21 protein-coding genes and 1 tRNA gene are annotated in these 23195 nt (G+C 72.0%); 15 read left to right on the forward strand and 7 right to left on the reverse strand.

Annotation, left to right across the window (positions count from 1 at the left end; translation table 11 throughout):
* Positions 1-179: 179 nt before the first annotated feature.
* The 3 genes from ABT288_RS00645 (at position 180) to ABT288_RS00655 (ending at position 3550) form a co-directional block, all read left to right on the forward strand.
* Positions 180-1010, forward strand: coding sequence for a glycerophosphodiester phosphodiesterase (locus ABT288_RS00645; RefSeq protein WP_351600856.1), 831 nt, complete (start codon positions 180-182; stop codon positions 1008-1010).
* A gap of 184 nt (positions 1011-1194) precedes the next feature.
* Positions 1195-1833 carry an ATP-binding protein gene (locus tag ABT288_RS00650; RefSeq protein WP_351600859.1) on the forward strand — a complete coding sequence of 213 codons (639 nt, stop codon included), beginning with the start codon at positions 1195-1197 and terminating at the stop codon, positions 1831-1833.
* A gap of 751 nt (positions 1834-2584) precedes the next feature.
* On the forward strand, positions 2585-3550 hold the full coding sequence (locus ABT288_RS00655) for a DUF5926 family protein (protein ID WP_351600862.1): 966 nt from the start codon (positions 2585-2587) through the stop codon (positions 3548-3550).
* A gap of 253 nt (positions 3551-3803) precedes the next feature.
* Here the strand turns inward: ABT288_RS00655 and ABT288_RS00660 are convergent, their stop codons facing one another.
* A complete protein-coding gene (locus ABT288_RS00660) occupies positions 3804-4520 on the reverse strand; it encodes a hypothetical protein (RefSeq protein ID WP_351600865.1) in 717 nt (238 codons plus the stop codon).
* A 153-nt stretch (positions 4521-4673) separates the two neighbouring features.
* A complete protein-coding gene (locus ABT288_RS00665; RefSeq protein WP_351600868.1) occupies positions 4674-5360 on the reverse strand; it encodes a bifunctional DNA primase/polymerase in 687 nt (228 codons plus the stop codon).
* 610 nt (positions 5361-5970) lie between these two features.
* On the opposite strand from ABT288_RS00665, the gene ABT288_RS00670 reads away from it, so the two are divergent.
* The 3 genes from ABT288_RS00670 to pdxR all read left to right on the forward strand — a co-directional run bounded on the left by ABT288_RS00670 (position 5971) and on the right by pdxR (position 10441).
* On the forward strand, positions 5971-7368 hold the full coding sequence (locus ABT288_RS00670; protein WP_351600871.1) for a PP2C family protein-serine/threonine phosphatase: 1398 nt from the start codon (positions 5971-5973) through the stop codon (positions 7366-7368).
* A gap of 156 nt (positions 7369-7524) precedes the next feature.
* A complete protein-coding gene (locus ABT288_RS00675; RefSeq protein ID WP_351600874.1) occupies positions 7525-9009 on the forward strand; it encodes an aminopeptidase P family protein in 1485 nt (494 codons plus the stop codon).
* Between the two features lie 67 nt (positions 9010-9076).
* A complete protein-coding gene (gene pdxR, locus ABT288_RS00680) occupies positions 9077-10441 on the forward strand; it encodes a MocR-like pyridoxine biosynthesis transcription factor PdxR (protein ID WP_351600877.1) in 1365 nt (454 codons plus the stop codon).
* 20 nt (positions 10442-10461) lie between these two features.
* Here pdxR and ABT288_RS00685 read toward each other — a convergent pair whose 3' ends face one another.
* A complete protein-coding gene (locus ABT288_RS00685) occupies positions 10462-11025 on the reverse strand; it encodes a GNAT family N-acetyltransferase (protein ID WP_351600880.1) in 564 nt (187 codons plus the stop codon).
* 7 nt (positions 11026-11032) lie between these two features.
* Positions 11033-11479, reverse strand: a complete 447-nt coding sequence (locus tag ABT288_RS00690) for an ATP-binding protein (protein WP_351600882.1) — start codon at positions 11477-11479, stop codon at positions 11033-11035.
* A gap of 186 nt (positions 11480-11665) precedes the next feature.
* Here ABT288_RS00690 and ABT288_RS00695 point away from each other — a divergent pair, with 186 nt between their 5' ends.
* From ABT288_RS00695 to ABT288_RS00735, 9 genes are all read left to right on the forward strand, one after another.
* Positions 11666-12529, forward strand: coding sequence for a hypothetical protein (locus tag ABT288_RS00695; RefSeq protein WP_351600885.1), 864 nt, complete (start codon positions 11666-11668; stop codon positions 12527-12529).
* A 153-nt stretch (positions 12530-12682) separates the two neighbouring features.
* Positions 12683-13414, forward strand: a complete 732-nt coding sequence (locus ABT288_RS00700; RefSeq protein WP_351600888.1) for a YcnI family copper-binding membrane protein — start codon at positions 12683-12685, stop codon at positions 13412-13414.
* 107 nt (positions 13415-13521) lie between these two features.
* On the forward strand, positions 13522-14175 hold the full coding sequence (locus ABT288_RS00705) for an SCO family protein (RefSeq protein WP_351600892.1): 654 nt from the start codon (positions 13522-13524) through the stop codon (positions 14173-14175).
* Positions 14172-14681, forward strand: coding sequence for a copper chaperone PCu(A)C (locus ABT288_RS00710; protein ID WP_351600895.1), 510 nt, complete (start codon positions 14172-14174; stop codon positions 14679-14681). The genes ABT288_RS00705 and ABT288_RS00710 overlap by 4 nt, the downstream gene beginning before the upstream one ends.
* A gap of 16 nt (positions 14682-14697) precedes the next feature.
* Entirely contained in the window at positions 14698-16632 is a 1935-nt protein-coding gene (locus tag ABT288_RS00715; protein ID WP_502972711.1) for a copper resistance CopC/CopD family protein, read from the forward strand.
* A gap of 8 nt (positions 16633-16640) precedes the next feature.
* A complete protein-coding gene (gene efeB / locus ABT288_RS00720; protein WP_351600898.1) occupies positions 16641-17924 on the forward strand; it encodes an iron uptake transporter deferrochelatase/peroxidase subunit in 1284 nt (427 codons plus the stop codon).
* A gap of 125 nt (positions 17925-18049) precedes the next feature.
* A complete protein-coding gene (pheA, locus tag ABT288_RS00725; RefSeq protein ID WP_351600901.1) occupies positions 18050-18982 on the forward strand; it encodes a prephenate dehydratase in 933 nt (310 codons plus the stop codon).
* A 624-nt stretch (positions 18983-19606) separates the two neighbouring features.
* Positions 19607-20884, forward strand: a complete 1278-nt coding sequence (gene serS, locus ABT288_RS00730; protein ID WP_351600904.1) for a serine--tRNA ligase — start codon at positions 19607-19609, stop codon at positions 20882-20884.
* Positions 20881-21681, forward strand: a complete 801-nt coding sequence (locus tag ABT288_RS00735) for an HAD family hydrolase (protein ID WP_351600906.1) — start codon at positions 20881-20883, stop codon at positions 21679-21681. Before serS ends, ABT288_RS00735 begins: the two co-directional genes overlap by 4 nt.
* A 71-nt stretch (positions 21682-21752) precedes the next feature.
* Here the strand turns inward: ABT288_RS00735 and ABT288_RS00740 are convergent.
* From ABT288_RS00740 to ABT288_RS00750, 3 genes are all read right to left on the reverse strand, one after another.
* Positions 21753-21840, reverse strand: a tRNA-Ser gene (locus tag ABT288_RS00740).
* A 255-nt stretch (positions 21841-22095) separates the two neighbouring features.
* Positions 22096-22347: an SGM_3592 family protein gene (locus ABT288_RS00745; protein WP_351600908.1), complete on the reverse strand. Its 252-nt coding sequence runs from the start codon at positions 22345-22347 to the stop codon at positions 22096-22098.
* A 120-nt stretch (positions 22348-22467) separates the two neighbouring features.
* On the reverse strand, positions 22468-23187 hold the full coding sequence (locus ABT288_RS00750; protein WP_351600910.1) for an ABC transporter permease: 720 nt from the start codon (positions 23185-23187) through the stop codon (positions 22468-22470).
* Between the last annotated feature and the right edge of the window lie 8 nt (positions 23188-23195).

The following is a 23195-nucleotide window of genomic DNA, read 5'->3' on the forward strand; positions in this document are numbered from 1 at the left end:
CTTCACTGTGCCGTTTGTATGCAGTCAGCTTTTCCCACGAGCCGTCAGAGCACCATAAGCGGTGGCTGTGGGTCCATGGCCAGTCCTTACATTGGGCCTTACTGGCAAAAGTTACATAAACGGGCACCGGGTACACCCCGGCCGCCCCGCGCACCCCCCGACGGTGGCACCATGACGCGGTGACCCACGCACTACAGCGCTCCGTCCAGGTCGTCGCCCACCGGGGCGCCTCCGAAGACGCGCCCGAGCACACCCTGGCCGCCTACAAGAAGGCGATCGAGGACGGCGCGGACGCCCTCGAGTGCGACGTACGACTGACCGCCGACGGCCATCTGGTCTGTGTCCACGACCGGCGCGTGAACCGTACCTCCAACGGCCGCGGTGCCGTCTCCGCACTGGAGCTTGCCGATCTCGCCGCGCTCGACTTCGGCTCCTGGAAGACCCGCGAGGCCTGGCGCGGACGGGACGAGGAGCCCGACTGGGAGCACCGGCCGGAGGACCGCGAGGAGACCTCCGTGCTCACCCTGGAGCGGCTGCTGGAGCTGGTCGCGGATGCCGGGCGGCGGGTGGAGCTCGCGATCGAGACCAAGCACCCCACGCGCTGGGCCGGGCAGGTCGAGGAGCGGCTGCTGACGCTGCTGAAGCGGTTCGGCCTGGACGCGCCGGCCTCGGCGGCCGAGTCCCAGGTCCGGATCATGAGCTTCTCGGCGCGTTCGCTGCACCGCGTGCGTGCCGCCGCGCCGACGCTGCCGACGGTCTACCTGGTGCAGTTCCTCACGCCCCGGCTGCGCGACGGACGGCTGCCCGCGGGCGTGCGGATCGCGGGACCCTCGATCCGCATCGTGCGCAGCAACCCCGCCTATGTGGAGCGGCTGCAACGCGCCGGCCACCAGGTGCACGTGTGGACCGTGAACGAGCCCGAGGACGTCGATCTCTGCGTGGAGCTGGGCATCGACGCCATCATCACCAACCGCCCGCACGCGGTCCTGCGTCAGCTGGGGCGCGTGTGACCTCAAGAGGCCGGTAAGTAGCCCGGTCCGCCCCCTTGACCCCGCTGTGCGGCTACCGGAATCCTCCACTCTCGGCCACACCACTGAAATCCAGCCACTGAAGTCCAGCCATACGGCGGCCGAGGAATAGACCTTGGTCACAGGGAGTGCTCCGGCGCGTTCGCTCCGTGCAGGTTCGTTGCGAATGCGTCACCGGAAGAGGATTGGCCGGTTTCCGGTACAGGCCAATGGGGCATCCACACCGTGGCGTGGGGCAAAGGAGGTCTCGGGGGTGGCGTTGGTGGTGGCACAGGAGGTGCCCACGTCGTCGAGCATGGCCGTACCCCATGGCCCTGCGGGCGTGGGGAAGGCGAGGCACCGGATGCGTTCGCAGTTGCGCAGCGGGGGCGTGTCCGAATCGGTCATCGACGATGCCGTACTGATCCTTTCCGAACTGTTGAGCAATGCCTGCAAACACGGGCGGCCGCTGGGCGACGCGCTGGCCGGCGACGGCGATGTGCGCGCCGCGTGGCGGCTCGACGCGCGGGGCCGGCTCATCGTCGAGGTGACGGACGGCGGCGGACCGACCCGTCCGGTGCCGGCCACCCCGTCGGTGACCGCGCACGGCGGTCGCGGGCTGAACATCATCACGGCGCTCGCCGACGACTGGGGCGTCCGCGACGACGTCCACGGCGAGGTGACGGTCTGGGTGGTGGTCCACGAAGCCGTCCACGATCCCGATGTCGGGTGCCGCCGGGACGGTTTCGCTACGCGCGTCACCTCCCCCGCACTCCCGGCCATGCCCGGCCTGGACTTCGCGGACGCGTTCGACGACCTGGACTGAGGGGCCTGGTCTACGACCTGGGCTGAGGGGCCCTGGTCTACGACCTGGGCTGAGGGCACGGACGCGGAGGTGGGCTGAACTGGGGCACGGCCCAGGACCTGGGCCGGGGATGGAGCCCCAGGACCTGGACCGGCGGATGCAGCAAGAGAGCCGCACCGACGGACACGGTCGAGGGGCTGGGCCGACGGCGGGCGCAGTCGAGGACCTGAGCCACGCCGTGGAAAACCCGGGTCGGTAGAAGCGGTCGAGGCCCTCGGCCTGCGGATGGAGCTCGAGGACCCAACCGGCGGGCGGAGACCGAGAGGCGCGCTCGGCGGGCGAAGCCAGAGGAGCCGCGCCCATGGACGAAGACCGAGGACCGCAGCTGCAGACGCAGACGCAGACCAACGATCCGCACCGGGGGACGAACCCAGCCCGCGCCCGACGGGCACGGGCCAGCACCGGCGTTCGAGGGCTACACCGAGCGGTCGAGGACTGCACCGAAGGCCATGAACTGCTCTGCGGTCAAAGGCCGGCCCGCGGTCAAAGGCCGGCCCGCGGTCAGAGGCCGGCCCGCGGTCAAGGGCCGAACCGGCGGTCGGCACCCCCGTCGGCAGGAGCATGACCGAGCCGCGGGGCGCCCGAAGTTGTCCACAGGTTCACACCGTTGGCGTCGTGCGGGCGTGCGTTGTCCACAGGTTCCAGCCGGTCATGGCCTGAACGGCTAGGCTCGCGCCCGTACGAGAAGAGCCGTAACCGGGAGACACGCACGATGGCCAAGAAGCGACCCCAGACGAAGGCCGAGCGGCCGCAGCTCAGCGATGCGGAGGTCCCGGTTGTCGGCGCCCGCGAGCCCTGCCCCTGCGGCAGCGGCCGGCGCTACAAGGCGTGCCACGGCCGGGCCGCGGCACACGCCGCGACCGAGCTGGTGCACCGCCCGTTCGAGGGGCTGCCCGGCGAGTGCGACTGGGTGGCGCTGCGCGAGCTGGTGCCCGCCGCGACGGTCGAGCTGACCCTCAAGGACGGCCTGCCCGAGGGCGTCCCGTCGGTCACGCTGGCCACGGTGCTGCCGATGGCCTGGCCCGCGCTGCGCCGCGACGACGGCTCGGTCCTGCTCGGCCTGCAGAACGACACGGCGTCCGGTGACCTCAGCCGCGACCTCGCCGACACCCTTCAGCGCGCCCTGCGGGCCGAGCCCGGCACCCCGGTGCAGGGCCGTCGCGCCCCGGCCGGCGGTCCGCGGCTGCAGGACGTGCTCGACCTCCAGGCACCGTTCGAGCCGGTCGTGCACAGCGGCTTCGAGTTCTGGGTGCCGGACGCGGAGAACGCCACGCCCGAGGTGACCGCCTCCCTGGAGCGGGCCAACGCCGCCGCCATCCCGACGGCGCGGCTGAGCGGTGTGGACGCCGCGTACTGGTGCGAGACCCCGGAGAAGAACCACCTGCGCTGGGTGATGCCGCACCCGGAGGAGCAGCTTCTGGACGCTCTCGCGCGGCTGCACGCCGCGGGCCGTTCCCACCTGGGCGAGGGCACCCGGCTCGTGGGCTCCTTCCGTGCTCACGGCCTCACCGTGCCGGTCTGGGACCTGCCGAGCGGGGTCACGGCGGACGACGTGGAGAAGCCGGCCGCCGAGTTCGCCGAGCGCCTCGCCGCCGCCCTGGCCGCCACCGAGCCGCTCACCCCGGACGAGCGCCGGGCGCGTGGCGGACTGACCAACCGGCAGGTCACGCTCAGCTGACGCCGCCGCGCGCGTCTGTCCACTGAACGGTCGGTCAGGCGCGCGCACGGCCGGCGAAGCGGGTGACTCCTGTCACAACTCCCCCTGGTGACAGGGAAATCGGTGGCCGAATGCCCCAGCCGGAATTTGCGAACCGCCGATCTCTTGTTACCGTTCCAGTAGCCCGGTTGCTGGTGCATCCCCCGTCGCCAGCAACCGGGTCTTTCCATGCCCGCCACGACGTGGACAGCGCGTCGCGGAGCGTCAAACGCCGTTAACTCTTGTTACCGATACGGGTGTTGCCGTCGGTGTCCGGCGAGTCGCTGCCCGAGCGCAGCAGCAGCCTGCCGTTGGCTCCCCGCGTGGCGAACTCGGTGACGGCCGTGTAGGCGTCCATGCCGCCCCGGCTGCGTTCACGGGGCGTCTCGCAGGTGGCGGGCTCGTCGTCGCCGCCCGTGACGCAGTGCGTCTCCAGACTGCGGCCGCCCGGACCCATCAGGCTGAGCACGGCATCCAGCGACTTGCCGGTGGAGTTGCGGTAGTAGGTGCGGGCCCAGGTGTCGGTGTCCTCGGACAGGACGCAGGTCTGCGCCTCGATGCCGTCGGGGGAGGTGAGCTGGGGGCCGCACCGCATGGCGGTGCCCAGGCCCAGCCCGAGCAGCCGGGGGGACCGGTCGAGCGAGGGCAGCTTGGCGTCCTCCGGCCCGGAACCGGCGTCGTCACGCTTGGAGCCCGGCCCCCTCCCGGCGGCCTCGTCGCTCTCGGAGGCACGTCCCGAAGCGTGCTGGAAGGCGCGCCCCGAAGCGCCCGCACGCCCAGCGGCCGGCACGGTCTCCCGACCCTTCCCGGGCCCCGCGTGCCCGGCCGCCCCGCCCACCTGCACGGCGGACGCCACGGCGAGCGGCAGCACGACCGCGGCCGTCACGGCGCCCAGGAGCGCGAGCAGTCGCAGCTTCCGGGAGTCCGGCGCGCTCGCCGCAGTCGCTTCCACCCTCTGCGGCCGCGCCGCGCCTCGCACTGATCGGCGGCCGTGCCGCCCAGATGGCCCCTCGGAGAACCGACGGCCATGTCCCCCAGACATTCGCAGCATGTGCGGAACATAACGAGCCGGCGCGGTTCGCGGCCCCGCCCACGCCCGACACCCCTACAACTCGGGCGCGCTCACACCCGTACGAGTGAGGGCGTCGACCACGGCGTCCACCACGGCCTCCACGTCGGGCACCCAGGGCGAGGCCGAGCCGGGCAGCGGGGCGCGCTCCCAGCGGACGGCGCCCCGGCCGGTCTCGGACGGGGGCAGGGCGAGGTAACCGCCCTCGCCGTGGAAGCGCAGGGAGCCGGGGACGAAGTCCTTGGCGTAGAGCAGTTCGCCCAACTGCTCCATGGAGTACGGCTTCACCAGCAGCGCCCAGCGGGTCGGGGAGGCGATCACCGGGCCGAGGCGCATGCCCCGCCGGTCGAGCAGGGCGAGGGCGCGGGAGGCGGCGAGCGCCGGCAGGCTGACCGCGCAGGGCGCCTTGCCCCCGGTGGCCAGGATGACCGGCGCGCTCGGCCGGTTGGTCCACCACCAGCGCACCATGCGGGCGTCGGTCGTGGCGGCGAGCAGACCGGGGTCGAAGGGGTGCGCACCGGGCACCGTGCACTCCGGGTCGGGGCAGGCGCAGCGGGCCCGGCCCTGCGGGTCGGGGGCCACGCCCGGGAGTACCGGCCACTGCCATGCTGTCGCAAAGGTCAGGGCCGCGCCGATCAGCTCGGCCTTGCCGTCGTTCCGCCCGGGCTTCCCGTCGTTCCGCCTGGACAGGAGCCTGCGTCGCCTTCCGAGGATCTCGCGCATGAGCGCTCGTTCCTTTCCGTTGCACCGCTGGCAACACCGTGGTCCACATCACAACATGTGTCGATCACTTCACTGTGCGTACCTGTTGGCGCATCACACCCCTGCGCACGGCAGGGGGAACCCCAGGGGGTCGAGCGTGGGCCGCGTCCGCGTCCATAGTGCGTCTTTCACAGGCAGGGCTGCGGCGCGGGGGTGGCGAAGTATGGCGTTTTGCCGTCGCGCGTGTTTCTCTCCGCCTCCGCCAGGGAGGATGGGGCTCGGCCGTCGGTGGCTATGACGCCCGGGTCCGTCGCCAGGTTCCGGGTGGTCCCCAACCACCCCTGGCCTTCACCGAGTACGTACCCATCACGACCGCTGTGACGCTCCGTGGAGCAAGGCCAGTCGACCGCAATGGACCGATACCAGGTGCAGTTTTCAGCCAACTTGGCAGTAAGGCAAGGGGTTCGAGGGAAACCTCGTCCGACTCATGGACACCAGGAATCCCCGCAGGACAATGCTGGACATCCCCTCACGAGTGCGTGTACATGTGGAGACACTGCTAGCGGCGCAGAATGACATGGGGGTTTGCGATGCTTTTCAGCAATACGCACCGGTCTGAAGGCCGGACGCCATGAACGCCCCGCACCCTCCGAAAGTGGCTGGAATCGATGCAGCGGTTCCGACGCCCGCACACACTGCGCCCACTCCCCCCGCCGCCGGCGCAGGTCCCTCCCCGGACACCGCTCCCGTCCCCGCCCCGAACACCCCCGCGCCCGGCGCCCTCCTCCAGGACCGGCTGGCCGGCTGGGTCTCGGACCTCACGACCCTCCACGAACTCACCGAGCGCCTGTCCCGCACGAACGCGCTGGACGCGGCCCTCCACGAACTCCTGCGCGCCGGAGCCGCCCTCGTCGGCGCCCGCCGCGGCCTGGTCGCCCTGGAACCCGGCGACGGGCTCGGCCCCCGCACCACCCTCGGCCTCGGACTAGGCCGGGCCGACCTCGGCCACATCGAGACCGTGCCGCGCGGCGCGCTGCCGTACGACACCGGCACGGCCACCGAGGCCGTCCATCCCGACCTGCTCGCCGAGGACGGCCTCGACCCCCGGCACCGGGAGGTGGCCGTCCGCCTCGGCTACGCCGCCAGCTACGCCCTGCCCCTCGCCACCGACTCCGCCGGCCGCCTCGGCGCCGCCGTATGGCTCTACGACGAACCGGCCGAACCCCACGAGCGGCAGCGCCATCTCGTCGGCCTCTACGTCCGGCACGCCACCGAGCACCTCGCCCGCCTGCTGGAGGTGGAACGCACCCGCGCGCGCGTGGCGACCATCACCGAGGAACTGCTGCCCACCCGGCTGCCCCGCGTGCCCGGCGTGCAGCTCGCCGCCCGGCACCGCACGGGCCCGCGCGGCGGCGGCGACTGGTACGACGCGCTGCCGCTGCCGGACGCCGCGCTCGGCCTGTCCGTCGGCTCGGTCACCGGCTCCGGCCCGAGCGCCGTGGCCGCGATGGGCCGGCTGCGCGCCAGCCTGCGCGCGTACGCCGTGATGGAGGGCGAGGACCCGGTCGCCGTCCTGTCCGACCTGGAGCTGCTGCTGCGGCTGACCGAACCCGCCCGCTCGGCCACCGCGCTGTTCGCCTACTGCGAGCCCGCCCTGCGCAAGATCACCCTGGCCGGCGCCGGACACAGCCCGCCGCTGCTGATCGGCGATCGGCGCACCGAGTTCGCCGAGACCTCCGTCTCCGCGCCGCTCGGCATGCTCGCCTGCTGGGAGGCGCCCAGCGTCGAGTTCCAGGCCGAGGCCGGGGAGACGGTCCTGCTCTACACCGACGGGCTGCTGCACCGCACCGGCGACCCGACGGACCGTGCCTTCGCCCGCCTGCACACGGCCGCCGCGAGCATCCCGCGCACGCTGCGCCACGACCCCGGCGCCATCGCCGACCACGTCCTGCGCACCGTCCTGCCGGACGGTCTGGACGAGGCCGACAGCGAGGAGGACGTGGTGCTGCTGGCGGCCCGCTTCGACTGAGCCACGCACCCAGGGACCGGCATGACCGGGCATAACAGGTCATCCGACCCCGGTCCGCCCACGGTACGACCGTACGATGATGGAGGCCCCCGCTCGGCCACAAGCAGGAGCGCGCGGGCCCCGGGGGAGATCACATGGCGTATCGAGGAGGATCACGTGTCCGACGAGCTCAACCCGGCTGTGCCCGACTCTGCTACCGCAGAGGGCCCGGAGACCGCGTCCGAGGAGCCCATCAAGCAGCGGAAGAACGGCCTGTACCCGGGCGTCTCCGACGAGCTGGCCGAGAACATGAAGTCCGGCTGGGCCGACACGGAGCTGCGTGATCTGCGGCCGGTCCCGCAGGCCGCCGAGACCGCGCGCCGCCGCGCCGCGCTCTCCGCACGCTTCCCGGGCGAGCGCCTGGTCATCCCGGCGGGCAACCTGAAGACCCGCTCGAACGACACCGAGTACCCCTTCCGCTCCTCCGTCGAGTACGCGTACCTCACCGGCAACCAGACCGAGGACGGTGTCCTGGTCCTGGAGCCCAAGGACGACGGCCACGAGGAAACGATCTACCTCCTGCCCCGCTCGGACCGCGAGAACGGCGAGTTCTGGCTCTCCGGCCAGGGCGAGCTGTGGGTAGGCCGCCGCCACTCCCTCGCCGAGTCCGAGGCGCTGTACGGCATCCCGGCCGCCGACGTGCGCGAGCTGGCCGGCACGCTGCGCGAGGCCACCGGCCCGGTGCGCGTGGTGCGCGGCTACGACGCCGGCATCGAGGCCGCGCTGACCGACAAGGTCACCGCCGAGCGCGACGAGGAGCTGCGCGTCTTCCTCTCCGAGGCCCGGCTGGTCAAGGACGCGTTCGAGATCGGCGAGCTGCAGAAGGCCGTCGACTCCACGGTCCGCGGCTTCGAGGACGTCGTGAAGGTGCTCGACAGGGCCGAGGCCACGAGTGAGCGCTACATCGAGGGCACGTTCTTCCTCCGCGCGCGCGTGGAGGGCAACGACGTCGGCTACGGCTCCATCTGCGCGGCCGGCCCGCACGCCTGCACCCTGCACTGGGTCCGCAACGACGGCCCGGTCCGCTCCGGCGACCTGCTCCTGCTGGACGCGGGCGTGGAGACCCACACCCTCTACACCGCCGACGTCACCCGCACGCTGCCGGTCAACGGCACGTACAGCGAGATCCAGAAGAAGATCTACGACGCCGTGTACGAGGCCCAGGAGGCCGGCATCGCGGCCGTGAAGCCGGGCGCCAAGTACCGCGACTTCCACGACGCCGCCCAGCGCGTGCTCGCCGAGAGGCTCGTCGAGTGGGGTCTGGTCGAGGGTCCGGTGGAGCGCGTCCTGGAGCTGGGCCTGCAGCGCCGCTGGACCCTGCACGGCACCGGCCACATGCTCGGCATGGACGTCCACGACTGCGCCGCCGCGCGGACCGAGACGTACGTGGAGGGTGTCCTGGAGCCCGGCATGGTGCTGACCGTCGAGCCGGGACTGTACTTCCAGGCCGACGACCTGACCGTGCCGGAGGAGTACCGGGGCATCGGCGTCCGGATCGAGGACGACATCCTCGTCACCGAGGACGGAAACAGGAACCTCTCGGCGGGCCTGCCGCGCCGCAGCGACGAGGTCGAGGCGTGGATGGCCGCGCTGAAGGGCTGATCTGGGTTTCAATGGCCGGGTACCGGGAAGGTGCCCGGCCATTCGCGTGCCTGGGGGGAAGGTTCTCGTGGACGACTTCTGGTCCGGTGTCGGTGTGGATCTGCACCTGGAGCCGGACTCGGCGGACGGACGCCGCATCGGCCTGGAGCGGGCGCTGAGGGACGCCGTACGGGACGGGCGCCTCGTGCCCGGGACCCGGCTGCCGGCCACCCGGCGGCTCGCCACCGACCTCGGTATCTCGCGCGGCACCGCCAAGGCCGCCTACGACCAGCTCGTCGCCGAGGGATATCTGACGGCACGCCAGGGCTCGGGCACCCGGGTCGCCGAGCTGCCGCCCGTCGCCTCGGCGGAACCCGGCACGGCGGCACGCACGCGTGCCCCGCGTTTCGATCTGCGCCCCGGCAGTCCGGACGTCGGCGCGTTCCCGGCGGCGGCCTGGCTGCGCGCGCTGCGCCGGGCCATAGCGACAGCGCCCTCCCTGGCGTACGACTACGGCGACCCGCGCGGCCGGATCGAGCTGCGCACGGCGCTGTCCGGCTATCTGGGCCGGGCGCGCGGGGTGCTGGCGCCGCCGGAGCGGATCGTCATCACCTCCGGGTACGTCCAGGGCCTCGCGCTGCTCACGCGCGTGCTGGACGGCGCCGCCGTGGCCATGGAGGACCCGGGGCTGCCGTTCCACCGGGAGGTCGTGCGGCGCAATGGCGGAACGGTCCTGCCGGCGCCGGTCGACGCGCGCGGCGTCCGTCCCGAGGAGCTGGGCGAGGCCGCCGCCGTGGTGGTCACGCCGGCGCACCAGTACCCGACGGGGGTGACCCTGCGCCCGGAGCGGCGGCGGGCGCTCGCCGACTGGGCACGCGCGCGTGGCGGACTGATCGTCGAGGACGACTACGACGGCGAGTTCCGCTACGACCGCCAGCCGGTGGGCGCGTTGCAGGGCATGGCACCGGGCCAGGTCGTGTACCTCGGCACCGCCTCCAAGACGCTCGGCCCCGCGCTCCGGCTCGGCTGGATGGTGCTGCCGCCGCCCCTGGTCGACGCGGTCGCCGACGCCAAGCTGCACAGCGACCACCACACCGAGACCATCGGCCAGCTGGCCCTCGCCGAACTGATCGACAGCCACGCCTACGACCGGCACGTGCGCGCGTGCCGGCTGCGCTACCGGCGCCGCCGGGACCGTTTGCTGGACCGGCTGGGGGCGGGCCGCAGCGTGCACGGCATCGCGGCGGGGCTGCACGCGCTGATCGACGTGCCCGACGAGGCGGAGGTGCTGGCCCGCGCGGAGGCGGAGGGCCTCGCCCTGGGCGCCCTCGGCGACCACTGGCACACACCTGACGGACACCGCCCGCAGGGCCTGGTCGTCGGCTACGGCACGCCCCGCGAGCGGGTGTATCCGGAGGCGCTGGAGGTGCTGGCGAAGGTGCTGGACGCCTGAGAGAGGCTGCGAGGGGCTCGTCACAAGGCGGGATCGCGGTCGTGCAGGATCCGCTGGAACAGCCGGCAGTCCCGCCACTCCCCGTCGATGTGCAGGTAGTCCGGGGCCATGCCGATCGGTTCGAAGCGGCACTTCGCGAGCACCCGCTGCGATCCGGTGTTCCCGACCAGCGTGGAGGCCTCGATCCGGTGCAGCCCCACCGTGTCCCGCGCGATCCGGCAGACCCGCTCCACCGCGGCCGTGGCCAGGCCGCGTTTCTGCTGGTCGGCGGCCACCCAGTAGCCGAGGGAGGCACTGCAGAAAGGCCCCCGGACGATCCCGGTCAGGGTGATGGTCCCGACGATCCGCCCGTCCGCCGCCTGGAACACCAGCGGCACCGCGGCACCGCCGGAGTACAGCCCCAGCAGCCCGTCGATCCGCTCCCGCTGTCCCGCCTCGGTGAAGAAGGACTCCGGCCGGCGCGGCTCCCACGGCCGCAGGTGCTCACGATTGTCCACGTAGGCCGCGCTCAGCGCGCCCGCGTCGGCCCGGGCCAGAAGCCGTAGCGTCACCCCGGTCGCTATGTCGCCGCTCTCGATCTCCATGCCCTCACTATGCCGTCAGCAGTGAGGGATCCTTCGTCCATTTGAGGATCTTGTCGAAGCTGACCACCGTGCCGCCCCGGCCGGGCTTGGCGCCGATGTGGACGTGGTCGGCGAGTTCCCGGATGAGACAGAGCCCGCGGCCGTGCTCGGCGTCCGCGCGGGCGGGCCGCAGCTCCTGGGTACGGGCGAACCCCGGCCCGGAATCGGCCACTTCGATACGGCACTTCTCGCCGTCGAGATACGCGGTCACCCGGTACGCCTCCGAGGAGCCGCCGTGCGGCGTGTTCCCGCCGTGCTCGACGGCGTTCGCGCAGGCCTCGGTCAGGGCGACGGACAGGTCGTAGGAGATCTCGGGGTCGACGCCCGCCGTCTCCATGGTGCCGATCAACAGCCGCCGGGCGAGCGGCACGCTCGCTGCCTCGCGGCGCAGATGGAGTGACCACCAGATGCTCATGCTCCAGCCTCCTGGCCGCGGAACGACATACCGATACGTATTGCCGCCCGTAGAGGGCCGTAAGCACACAGTTGACGTGACTCCGCCCATACAGCCGATGCGCTCAGGGAGGAATCGGTGTATGAGGGGCGTTCTCCCGGCCCTGCCGCAGGAGGCCCGTCGGCGCAGTGCGATGATGAGGCCGCCATGACTGCCCCCCACCCGCGCACGGCGCATCCCGGAGCCGGGCTCCGGATCCTGCGGGCCGCGGTGTTCGCCGCGGTCTGCGTCGCGCTGGCCGCGTGCGGGCACACCCTCGCCTCCTGCGCGGGCGTGCCCCTGTGGACGCTGGGCGCGGGCTTCCTCGGCTGTCTGCTGCTCGTGGTGCCGCTCGCCGGGCGGACCCGCTCGCTGCCGGGCATCGCCGCGCTCCTCGCGTTCGGCCAGACCGCGCTGCACACGCTGTTCGGGCTGGGCCAGCACGGGACCGCCATGGCCGCCGGGGGGATGGCGACGGGGTCGACGGAGTCGATGAACTCCACCGGCTCGGCGGTCTCCTCGCTCAGCGACACCGCGCTGGTCGAGCAGGCCGCGCGGCTGCTGTGCGGGGCGAGCCCGACCGCCCTGACCCCGGGGCGCGCCTTCCATCTGCTGCTCGCCGCGCACCTCGTCGACCGCTCGGGCCGCCCCGTGGCGGTCATGGGCGGCATGCGCCACGCGTACGACGCCACCGGCCCCTCCGCAGCGCTGCTGCCCTCGCTGCCGATGCTGCTCGGCCACGTCCTCGCGGCCGTCGCCGCGGGCTGGCTGCTGCGCCGCGGCGACCTGGCGCTGCTGCGTCTGATCGAACTGTCGGCGCACGGAGTCACCGAGGGGGCGCTCGTACGGTCCCTGCGCGCTGCCCTCGCGCTGGCGCGCGCCCTGTGCGCCGGGCTGCTGCCCGGCGCACGGCTCCTCCCGCGCGGCCGTCGTACCGCCCGGGACGAGGCGCCCGGCCCGCACACCACCGCACTCCAGCACACGGTGATCCGGCGCGGCCCGCCCGCCGCCGGCTTCCGTCTCGCCGCCTGACGCGACGCGCGCACCACTCCACCGACGCGGGGAGAGGACTGCCGCCGTCGCGCGGCACGCGCGCGTGCGCACCGTGAGCCCACCCAAGGGCACGGCCACGCGCACGCGTACCTCTCGTCGTCACCAGAACTCTCAGAGTGGAGTGCTCCTGCCATGCAGGCTTCTCGTATCGCTTCCCGTGCCCTTGCCGCCGCCGGCGTCGCGGGCACGGCCGTACTGGCGCTGTCCGTCCCCGCCTTCGCACACGTCTCCGTGCAGCCGGAGGGCGCCGCGGCCAAGGGCGGCTACGCGGTCGTCGACTTCAAGGTCCCCAACGAGCGCGACAACGCCTCGACCACCAGGATCGAGGTCAGCTTCCCGGCCGACCACCCGCTCGCCTCGGTCATGCCCGAGCCCGTCGCCGGCTGGAACGTGCAGGTCACCAAGTCCAAGCTGGACAAGCCGCTGACCATGCACGGCGAGAAGATCGACGAGGCCGTCACCAAGGTCACCTGGACCGCCGCCGACGGCAAGGGCATCCAGCCCGGATACTTCCAGAAGTTCCCGCTCTCCCTCGGCGCCCTGCCCGAGAACACCGACCACCTCGCCTTCAAGGCGATCCAGACGTATTCCAACAAGGAGGTCGTGCGCTGGATCGAGGTGCCGCAGGCCGGGCAGGACGAGCCGGAGAACCCGGCGCCGGTGCTTGAGCTGTCCGCCGCGACCGACGACCACCACGGCACGGCGAGCGCCGCGGGCGCCTCCGACAGGACCGCGAACGCGGCCGCCGCCACCGACTCCCATGACACCGACACCACCGCGCGCGTGCTCGCCGTGGTCGGCATCGTCGTCGGCGTCGCGGGCGTCGCCTACGGCGTCCTCGCCGGCCGCCGCCGGACCGCCTAGACCGGACCGCACCGCGCACCGGGGGGCGTACGGTGCGTGCGACGCTGTCCTGGCCGTCGTACGACCCCCGGTGCGCGCCGGATTACTCACATCTGGGACATTTCTCTATGCGCAAGAAGACGTTCGCCGCGGCCGCGCTGCTCGCCGCCGCCACCCTGACCCTCTCCGCCTGCGGCAGCGGGAACGACGACAAGTCGCCGGTCTCCGTGGTCTCGGAGGAGTCCGGCTCGGCCAAGCCCGCCACGGTCCTCGACCAGCCCTTCGAGAAGCCGGACCTGGTCCTCACCGACACGCACGGCAAGAAGTACGACCTCCGCCAGGAGACCAAGGGCCGGCCGACCCTGCTGTACTTCGGCTACACCCACTGCCCCGACATCTGCCCGACGACGATGAGCAACATCGCCGTCGCCAAGAAGGCGCTGCCCCAGGCCGAGCAGAACGACCTGCGGGTCGTGTTCGTCACCACCGACCCCGGCCGCGACACCCCGGCCGAGCTGGGCAAGTGGCTCAAGGGCATCGACCCGCAGTTCATCGGCCTGACCGGGGACTTCGCCACCATCCAGGCCGGCGCCCGCTCCGTCGGCATCTCCGTGGAGCCGACGACGAAGGACAAGAACGGCAAGCTCGTCTCCGTCCACGGCACCCAGGTCATCGCCTTCTCCCCGAAGACGAACGGCGGTTACGTCCTCTACGGCGAGGACGCCACGGTCGACGACTACACCAAGGACCTGCCCAAGCTCGTCAAGGGGGCGAATCCGTGAGGCGCCGCTCTGCCCTCCTCACCACGGCCGCCGCGCTCGCCGGCGCCCTGGCCCTCGCGGGCTGCTCGGGCTCGCACTCCGGCTCCGGCTCCGGCTCGGACTCCGGCTCCGGGGCGGGGTCCGGGTCTTCGAAGGCCGAACTGTCGGTGAGCGGGCCCTACATACCGCAGCCGGTCTCCGCCGACATGGCCGCCGGCTTTCTGACGATCACCAACAAGGGCGGCGCCGGGGACGAGCTGACCTCGGTGACCAGTGACGTCGCCGGCCAGATCACCATGCACAGCACCATGGGCGGCGCCATGCGGGAGCAGAGCTCCTTCGCCATACCCGCCCACGGTCAACTCGTGTTCAAAAGCGGCGGCAACCATCTGATGTTCGAGAAGCTGAAGCGCAAGCCGAAGCAGGGCCAGACGGTCACCGTGAAGCTCACCTTCACCAAGTCCGGGCCCCTCACCGTCGAGATGCCGGTGAAGTCCGCCACGTACAACCCGTCGACCGGCCACTGAGGGAGGGACCGACACCGTGACGCGGACCATCACCCCCACGGGACACCGGGGCAGCCTGCGCACCCTGGTGCTGCTGCTCCTCGCCGTCATGGGCGCACTGCTCGCGGGTGCCGGACCGGCCTCCGCGCACGCGGCCCTGACCGGCAGCGACCCTGCACAGGGGGTGGTGGTCAAGCAGGCACCCGCCCAGGTGGCGCTCACCTTCTCCGAGAAGGTGGCGATGAACGACGACTCCCTGCGCGTCCTCGACCCCCGGGGCAAGCCGGTCCAGACCGGCACACCGGCCAACCTGAGCGGGACGACGTACGCCGTGAAGCTCAGGAGCGGTCTGGGCAACGGCACCTACACGGTGACCTACCAGGTCGTCTCGGCCGACAGCCACCCCGTCTCCGGCGCCTACACCTTCTCCATCGGGGCGCCCTCGCAGACCGTGGTCTCCGGGACCGGGCCGGTCGCGGGCGGCGGAGCCGTGGGCGGGCTCTACGCGATCGGGCGGTACGCGTCGTACGCCGGGTTCATCGTGCTCGCCGGCGGCGCGGCCTTCGTGCTCGCCTGCTGGCAGCGCGGCGCGGGCGTACGGGCCCTGCAGCGGCTGGTGGTCGGCGGCTGGCTCACGCTGACGGCGGCCACCCTGTGGCTGCTGCTCCTGCGCGGCTCGTACACCACCTCCGGGAAGCTCGCCGACGTCTTCGACCTCGGACTGCTGGGCCAGGTGCTGCAGACCAAGACCGGCGCGACGCTGGTCTCCCGGCTGCTGCTGCTCGCCGCCGCCGCGCTGTTCATCGCCGTCCTCTTCGGTGCCTACACCAAGCGCGACGAGGGCCAGGAGAAGCGCGATCTCACCTTCGGGCTCGCCATCGGCGGCGTGGTCGTCGCGGCGGGCCTCGCGAGCAGCTGGGCCATGGCCGAGCACGCCTCGGTCGGGCTCCAGCCGGGCATCGCCATGCCCGTCGACGTCGTCCACCTGCTCGCCGTCGCCACCTGGCTGGGCGGGCTCACCGCCCTGCTGGTCGCCCTGTACCGGGCGCCCGCCGAGACACCGGTGGAGTCCGCCGCCGTCCGGCGCTTCTCACGGTTGGCCTTCGGCTCCGTCGTCGTGCTCGTCGCCACCGGTATCTACCAGTCCTGGCGGCAGCTGGGCGCCTGGTCGGCGTTCACCGACACCCGCTACGGGCAGTTGCTGCTGGTCAAGATCGGGCTGGTGGCGCTGTTGGTCGGCATCGCCTCGATCTCGCGACGGTGGACGGGGCGGCTCGCCGACAACGCCGCCATGGCCGACGCCGACGGGGAGGCCGAGAGCGGGGAGGCCGAGAAGGAGCGCGTCACCGCGGCGAAGGCGGCCGGAAAGAACACCGGCTCCGGTGACTCCCAGCGTGCCGCCCAGCTCGCCCGGCAGCGGGCCGCGATGGACGTCGCCCGGCAGAAGCGGCTGCGGGACGGCGACGCGAACCGCTTCGGGCTGCGCCGTACGGTGCTCGCCGAAGCCGGTGTCGCGGTCGTGCTGCTCGCCGTGACCACCTGGCTGACCCAGACCGAGCCGGGCCGCACCGAACTGGACGCCAAGGCGGCCTCCTCGTCCTCCTCCGCCTCGGCCACGGCGCCCTCCAACGGCGCGCTGACCCTGGACATGCCCTTCGACACCGGCGGCACCGACGGCAAGGGCGTCGTCAGCATCGACCTCGACCCCGCGCGTGTGGGTGGCAACGAGATGCATGTGTACGTCCAGCGGCCGGGCGGCCGGGCCTTCGACATCCCCGAGGTGAAGGTGGCCTTCACCCTCGAGGCCAAGAAGATCGGCCCGCTCCCGGTGACCCCCGACCGCATCACCACCGGCCACTGGTCGGCGAGCGGAGTGCAGATCCCCATGGCCGGCGACTGGAAGATCGCCGTCACCGTGCGGACCTCCGACATCGACCAGGTGACCGTCTCCAAGAACGCGCAGATCGGCTGAACGACACCATGCCCGACCAGTCCGTCCCCCAGGCCCGTACGCCCGAGTCCCCCGCGCCGGAGGCCACTTCCGGCAACGGCGCGGGCCTCTCCCGGCGCGCCCTGCTCGGCACCGCGGGCGCCACCGGGCTCGTTCTCGGCGCGGCCGGCGGGGCCGTGGGCTATGCCGCCGCGCCCGCCCCGGCCACCCCGCTGAGCTCGGTGGGCTCCGATCGGGCGATGTTTCACGGGAAACATCAGCCCGGCATCACCGAGGGCCTCCAGGCGCGCGGCCACCTCGCCGCCTTCGACCTGGTCGCGGGCGCCGGACGCAAGGAGGCCACGGCCCTGCTGCGCCGCTGGTCCACGACCGCCGAGCGGCTGATGGCGGGCGAGGCGGCGCCGCACGACGACACCGATGTGGCCCGCGACGCCGGTCCCTCCTCGCTGACGATCACCTTCGGCTTCGGCCACTCCTTCTTCGGCAGGACCGGTCTGGAGCAGCAGCGGCCGAGCGCGCTGGACCCGCTGCCGGACTTCTCCTCCGACCATCTCGACAAGGCGCGCAGCGACGGCGACCTGTGGGTGCAGATCGGTGCGAACGACGCCCTGGTCGCCTTCCACGCCCTGCGCGCGATCCAGAAGGACGCGGGCGGCGCGGCCCGGCTGCGCTGGCAGATGAACGGCTTCAACCGCACCCCGGGCGCCACCGCGCACCCCATGACCGCCCGCAACCTCATGGGCCAGCTGGACGGCACCCGCAATCCCAGGCCGGCCGACCCCGACTTCGACCGGCGGATCTTCGTGCCCTCCTCGGGCGAGCCGGCCTGGATGGCGAACGGCTCCTACGCCGTCGTACGCCGCATCCGCATGCTCCTCGACGACTGGGAGAAGCTGTCGGTGCCGGCCCAGGAGGCGGTCATCGGCCGCCGGAAGTCCGACGGAGCGCCGCTGTCCGGGGGCGACGAGACGACCCCGATGGACCTGGAGAAGGCCGACGCCAAGGGCGAGTACGTCGTCCCCCTCAACGCCCACGCCCGGATCACCCGGCCCGACAGGAACGGCGGCGCGGCCATGCTGCGGCGCCCCTTCTCCTACCACGACGGCTTCGACACGGACGGCACGCCCGACGCCGGTCTGCTCTTCGTCTGCTGGCAGGCCGACCCGCTGCGCGGCTTCGTCCCGGTGCAGCGCAAGCTCGACCGGGGCGACGCGCTGTCGCAGTACATCCGGCACGAGGCGAGCGGCCTGTTCGCGGTGCCGGGCGGGGCGGCGACGGGCGAGTACGTGGGGCAACGGCTGCTGGAGGGCTAGCCCGGAGTCCGCCGGGGTTACGGGGTTTACGGGTTCTGCTGGGCTTTCCGGCGTCAAACCACCCGGTCGAGTGGCTGTCGTGAGACAGAGGGGACGGCTCGCCGTGGCGCCATTAGGGTGAGGACATGCCAGCGAGCTATGCATATCTCGGCCCCGAGGGCACCTTCACCGAAGTCGCCCTGCGGACCCTCCCGGAAGCGGCCACCCGGGAGCTCGTCCCCTATGTGTCGGTGCAGTCCGCGCTGGACGCGGTGCGGGCCGGCGAGGCCGAGGCCGCGTTCGTGCCGATCGAGAACTCCGTCGAGGGCGGCATCACCACCACCCTGGACGAGCTGGTCGCGGGCGAACCGCTGACGATCTACCGCGAGGTGCTGCTGTCGATCACCTTCGCGCTGCTGGTCCGGCCCGGCACGAAGCTCACGGACATCAAGACGGTCTCCGCCCATCCGGCGGCCCAGCCGCAGGTGCGCAACTGGATGCGGGGGCACCTCCCGGACGCGCACTGGGAGTCGGCCGCCTCCAACGCGGACGCGGCCCGCCTGGTCCAGGAGGGCCGCTACGACGCCGCCTTCGCGGGCGAGTTCGCCGCCGCCCGGTACGGCCTCGAGGCCCTGGAGACCGGCATCCACGACGCGGAGAACGCGCAGACCCGGTTCGTGCTGGTCGGCCGCCCGGCCCGGCCCGCCGCGCCGACCGGCGCCGACAAGACCTCGGTGGTGCTGTGGCAGCGCGACGACCACCCCGGCGCGCTGCGGGACCTGCTCGGCGAGTTCGCCTCGCGCGGCATCAACCTCATGTTGCTGCAGTCCAGGCCGACCGGCGCCGGCATCGGCAACTACTGCTTCTGCATCGACGCCGAGGGCCATATCTCCGACCGGCGGATGGCGGAGGCGCTGATGGGTCTGAAGCGGATCTGTCTGCAGGTGCGTTTCCTCGGCTCCTATCCGCGTGCGGACATCGGGCCGGACAAGGCTCCGGGGACCCGGCCGGGGACGTCGGACGAGGAGTTCATGGTCGCGGCGGACTGGGTGGCGCGCTGCCAGGACGGCCGGTTCTGAGGCGGCCGTAGGCTGCTTCCGGCCAGTACTACCTGCATATCTTCGTTATCCACAGAAGTTATCCACAGGTCAGCTTCTCGACCTGGGGACAAGTCGACAAGGGTGTGTGAGCCGGTCGACAAATCTCCGCTTGCGCCCCTGATGCGGCCACCATCCTGCACCTCACCCTTCGTCCACTCGTTTCCGTTGATTCATCTTTTGGAGCGACCCCTTTCCACTCAAAAGTGGGTGTGACATGGGTTTGTCCTGGGAATTCTTGAGTCCGTCACGATGATCCGGAGTGATCAATTCCGAAGTCCACAGATCTTCCACACAGGCTGTGGATAACTCTTGGGAGGGTGTGGACGGCTGTGGACAGCGGGCCCGCGAAGTGCCGTTCTCCACAAGGAAATCCGGTCAACCCGGCGCCGGAACACTGCCCCGTCCCAGGGAGTGAGACACTCGTCCTTGACGGCTTGTTCCGACGCGTCACGACGCATTCCGACGCTTTGTGACGCGTTCCGATATCTTCCGACACGTTCTGCAATTACCGTATAACGGAACGTAAGCGACAAAAGTGGTGAATCCGGAGTCCGTGGAATAGGGAGTCGTGAGTGGCAAGCCCGCACCGGTAGCCTTGGCCTCGTGATTGACCTTCGCCTGCTCCGTGAGGACCCCGACCGTGTGCGCGCGTCCCAGCGCGCCCGTGGAGAGGACGTCGCGCTCGTCGACTCCCTCCTGTCTGCCGACGAGCGGCGCAGGTCCTCCGGCGTCCGCTTCGACGAGCTGCGCGCCGAGCAGAAGCAGCTCGGCAAGCTCATCCCCAAGGCCACCGGCGACGAGAAGGCCGAGCTGCTGAAGCGGGCGAGCCAGCTCGCCGCCGACGTCAAGGCCGCCGACGCCGAGCGCGACGCGGCCGACGCCGAGACCCAGGAGCTGCTGGTCCAGCTCGGCAACCTCGTCCACCCCGACGTGCCCGTCGGCGGCGAGGAGGACTTCGTCACGCTGGAGACGCACGGCACGATCCGCGACTTCGGCGCCGAGGGCTTCGAGCCCAAGGACCACCTGGAGCTCGGCCAGCTGCTCGGCGCGATCGACGTCGAGCGCGGCGCCAAGGTCTCCGGCTCCCGCTTCTACTTCCTCACCGGTGTCGGCGCCCTGCTGGAGCTGGCGCTGGTGAACGCGGCGATGGCGCAGGCCGCCGCGGCCGGCTTCACGCCGATGCTCACCCCTGCGCTGGTGCGCCCGCAGTCCATGGCGGGCACCGGCTTCCTCGGCCAGGCGGCCCAGGACGTCTACCACCTCGACAAGGACGACCTGTACCTGGTCGGCACCTCCGAGGTCCCGCTGGCCGCGTACCACATGGACGAGATCCTCGACGCCGACAAGCTGCCCCTGCGGTACGCGGGCTTCTCGCCCTGCTTCCGCCGCGAGGCCGGCTCGCACGGCAAGGACACGCGGGGCATCTTCCGTGTGCACCAGTTCGACAAGGTCGAGATGTTCTCGTACGTCGCCCCCGAGGACTCCCAGGCCGAGCACCAGCGGCTGCTGGAGTGGGAGAAGCAGTGGCTGACCTCGCTGGAGCTGCCCTTCCGCGTGATCGACGTCGCCTCCGGTGACCTCGGTGCCTCGGCCGCCCGCAAGTTCGACTGCGAGGCGTGGATCCCGACCCAGGGCAAGTACCGCGAGCTGACCTCGACCTCGGACTGCACCGAGTTCCAGTCCCGCCGCCTGTCGATCCGCGTCCGCGACGGCAAGCAGGTCAAGCCGCTCGCCACGCTCAACGGCACACTGTGCGCCGTACCGCGCACGATCGTGGCGATCCTGGAGAACCACCAGCAGGCCGACGGCTCCGTCCGCGTCCCCGAAGTGCTGCGTCCGTACCTGGGCGGCCGGGAGGTCCTGGAGCCGGTCGCCAAGTGACCGGCTTGCCCTACCGGCTGATCGCGACCGACCTCGACGGAACGCTCCTGCGCTCCGACGAGTCGGTCTCGCAACGCACCCGAGACGCGCTCGCCGCGGCCACCGCGGCGGGCGCGGCCCACATCGTCGTCACCGGCCGCGCGGTCCCCTGGACCCGGCACATCCTGGACGACCTCGGCTACCGGGGCCTCGCCGTCTGCGGCCAGGGCGCGCAGGTCTACGACGCCGGGGCGCACCGCCTGCTGACCTCGGTCACCCTGGACCGGCAGCTGGCGGGTGTGGCCCTGGCCAAGATCGAGGCCGAGGTGGGTCCGCTGTACCTCGCGGCCAGCCGGGACGGCCTCGACGGCGAGGTGCTGGTTGGCCCGGGCTACGCGGTCACCGGCAAGCTCCCCGCGACCCCCTTCACGGACGCGTCCGACCTCTGGACGGCTCCGCTCAACAAGATCTACATACAGCATCCGACGATGGGCGACGACGAGCTGGCGGAGGCCGCCCGGCAGGCCGCCGGCGGTTTCGTCACCGTCGCCATGGCGGGCGAGGGCATTGTGGAGCTGCTACCGCTGGGCCTGTCCAAGGCCACGGGCCTCTCCCTGGCGGCCCGCCGCCTCGGCCTGAAGGCCGCGGACACGATCGCCTTCGGCGACATGCCCAACGACATCCCGATGTTCGCCTGGGCGTCCCGCGGCGTGGCCATGGCCAACGCCCACGAGGAACTCCGCGCGGTGGCCGACGAGGTGACCTCCTCCAACGAGGAGGACGGCATAGCGGTGGTGCTGGAGCGACTGCTGGCCTAGCAGCTGGTTCCCGCCGGGAACCGCGGCGCGGACCCGGGCAGGCCGGGCGGCGTCCCAGTGACAACGTCTCGCGGAGGATGCACGGATCGAACGTGCGCGGGCTTTCCAGGCCCGACCACGGTTTAGCAAACCGGTGCCTTACCACTCGGCCAATCCTCCGGGTGGGCGGCCCACGCGAGAGCGACATCGCGTGCTCGAAGCGGCCGCCCCGGGCAGCTCCCGTGGCTCCACGGAGGGGTAGCGACTACTCCGGAGCCGGCCTCGGGCTGCCCTGTCGGGAGCTGGGCGTACTGCCGTGCATGGACATCGCCCACCTCCACTCCCGGTACACGACGCCGGGAGGATCCCGGCGGATGGGGCACAACCACTGTGCCCCACCGCCGAGTTGGCTGCCACCGAATAAAAGACGCGCGGCTACCGCCGACGCCACCTGCGTCTGCGCGCCTTGCCGAAGAACCAGCCCGCAGGCGGCTCGTCCGAGCGCCAGGGCTGCGGCTCGGGGGCCTCGGCGCGCCAGCGGGCGGCGAGCATGCGGGCCCGGGCGGACGGCTCGGAGGTCTCGGCACCCCGTATGAAGTCCTCGTCCAGGACCAGGCCGTCCCAGACGTCAGCCCCGGACCCCTCGGGCCGCCCCCGCCCGTCGCCGCTCGGCGTCTCCTCTGCCATCACCGGCCTCCTAGCCGTACATCCGGTTTTGTCCAGTCTGCCCGGACCGAGGTGAAGTCGCCGTCAAGGCCGCCGGAGCCGGGCGGGCCCCCGCTGTGCCTGGCCGGGGCCCCGTCGTGCCTACTCCTCGCCCGCCAGCTTCAGCGTCCGCAGCTTCTGCCCGGCGTACCAGGTGGCCAGCACGGTCACCGCCACCAGCAGCACGGTGGCCGTGGGCAGGCTCACGTCCGAGGTCACCAGGTCACCGCCGACGACCTTGTGGGCGACGGCCAGCGACCACTGCTGGACGCTGAGGGTGCGCGCACCGGGCACCAGTGAGCCGAACAGCGCCTCCCAGACCAGCGCGTAGACGAGCCCGAAGACCACCGCGTGCCGGGAGACCGTGCCGAGCAGCAGGAACAGCGCCGAGTAGGCGATGGAGGACACCAGCGCGGCGATCATGTAGGCAACGGCGACCTGCTGGCCGTTGCCGTTGAGGATCAGGCCCGCGATCAGGGTCGGCACGGCCGAGAAGACCATGGTCACGGCGATGGCGACGATCAGCTTGGTGAAGATGATCGCCGGGCGCTTCAGTGGCTTGGACAGGAGATAGACGACGGAGCCGTCGTCTATCTCCGGTCCGATCGCGCCCGTGCCCGCGATGACGCCGATGATCGGCACCATCGTGGCGATCGCGAAACCGCCGAGCACGTCGGAGGCCGTCTGGTCGTCGGCTCCGGTCAGGCCGCGCACGGCCACGGAGATCACGATCAGCAGCAGCGGCAGTGCGCCGAGGATGAGGGCCCGGCGGCGGCCGAGCAGGGCCCGGTAGGTGAGCCGGGCGACGGTGGGGTCGTACATCTTCGGCC

Source organism: Streptomyces sp. NPDC001093 (assembly GCF_040298985.1).
Lineage (GTDB): Bacteria > Actinomycetota > Actinomycetes > Streptomycetales > Streptomycetaceae > Streptomyces.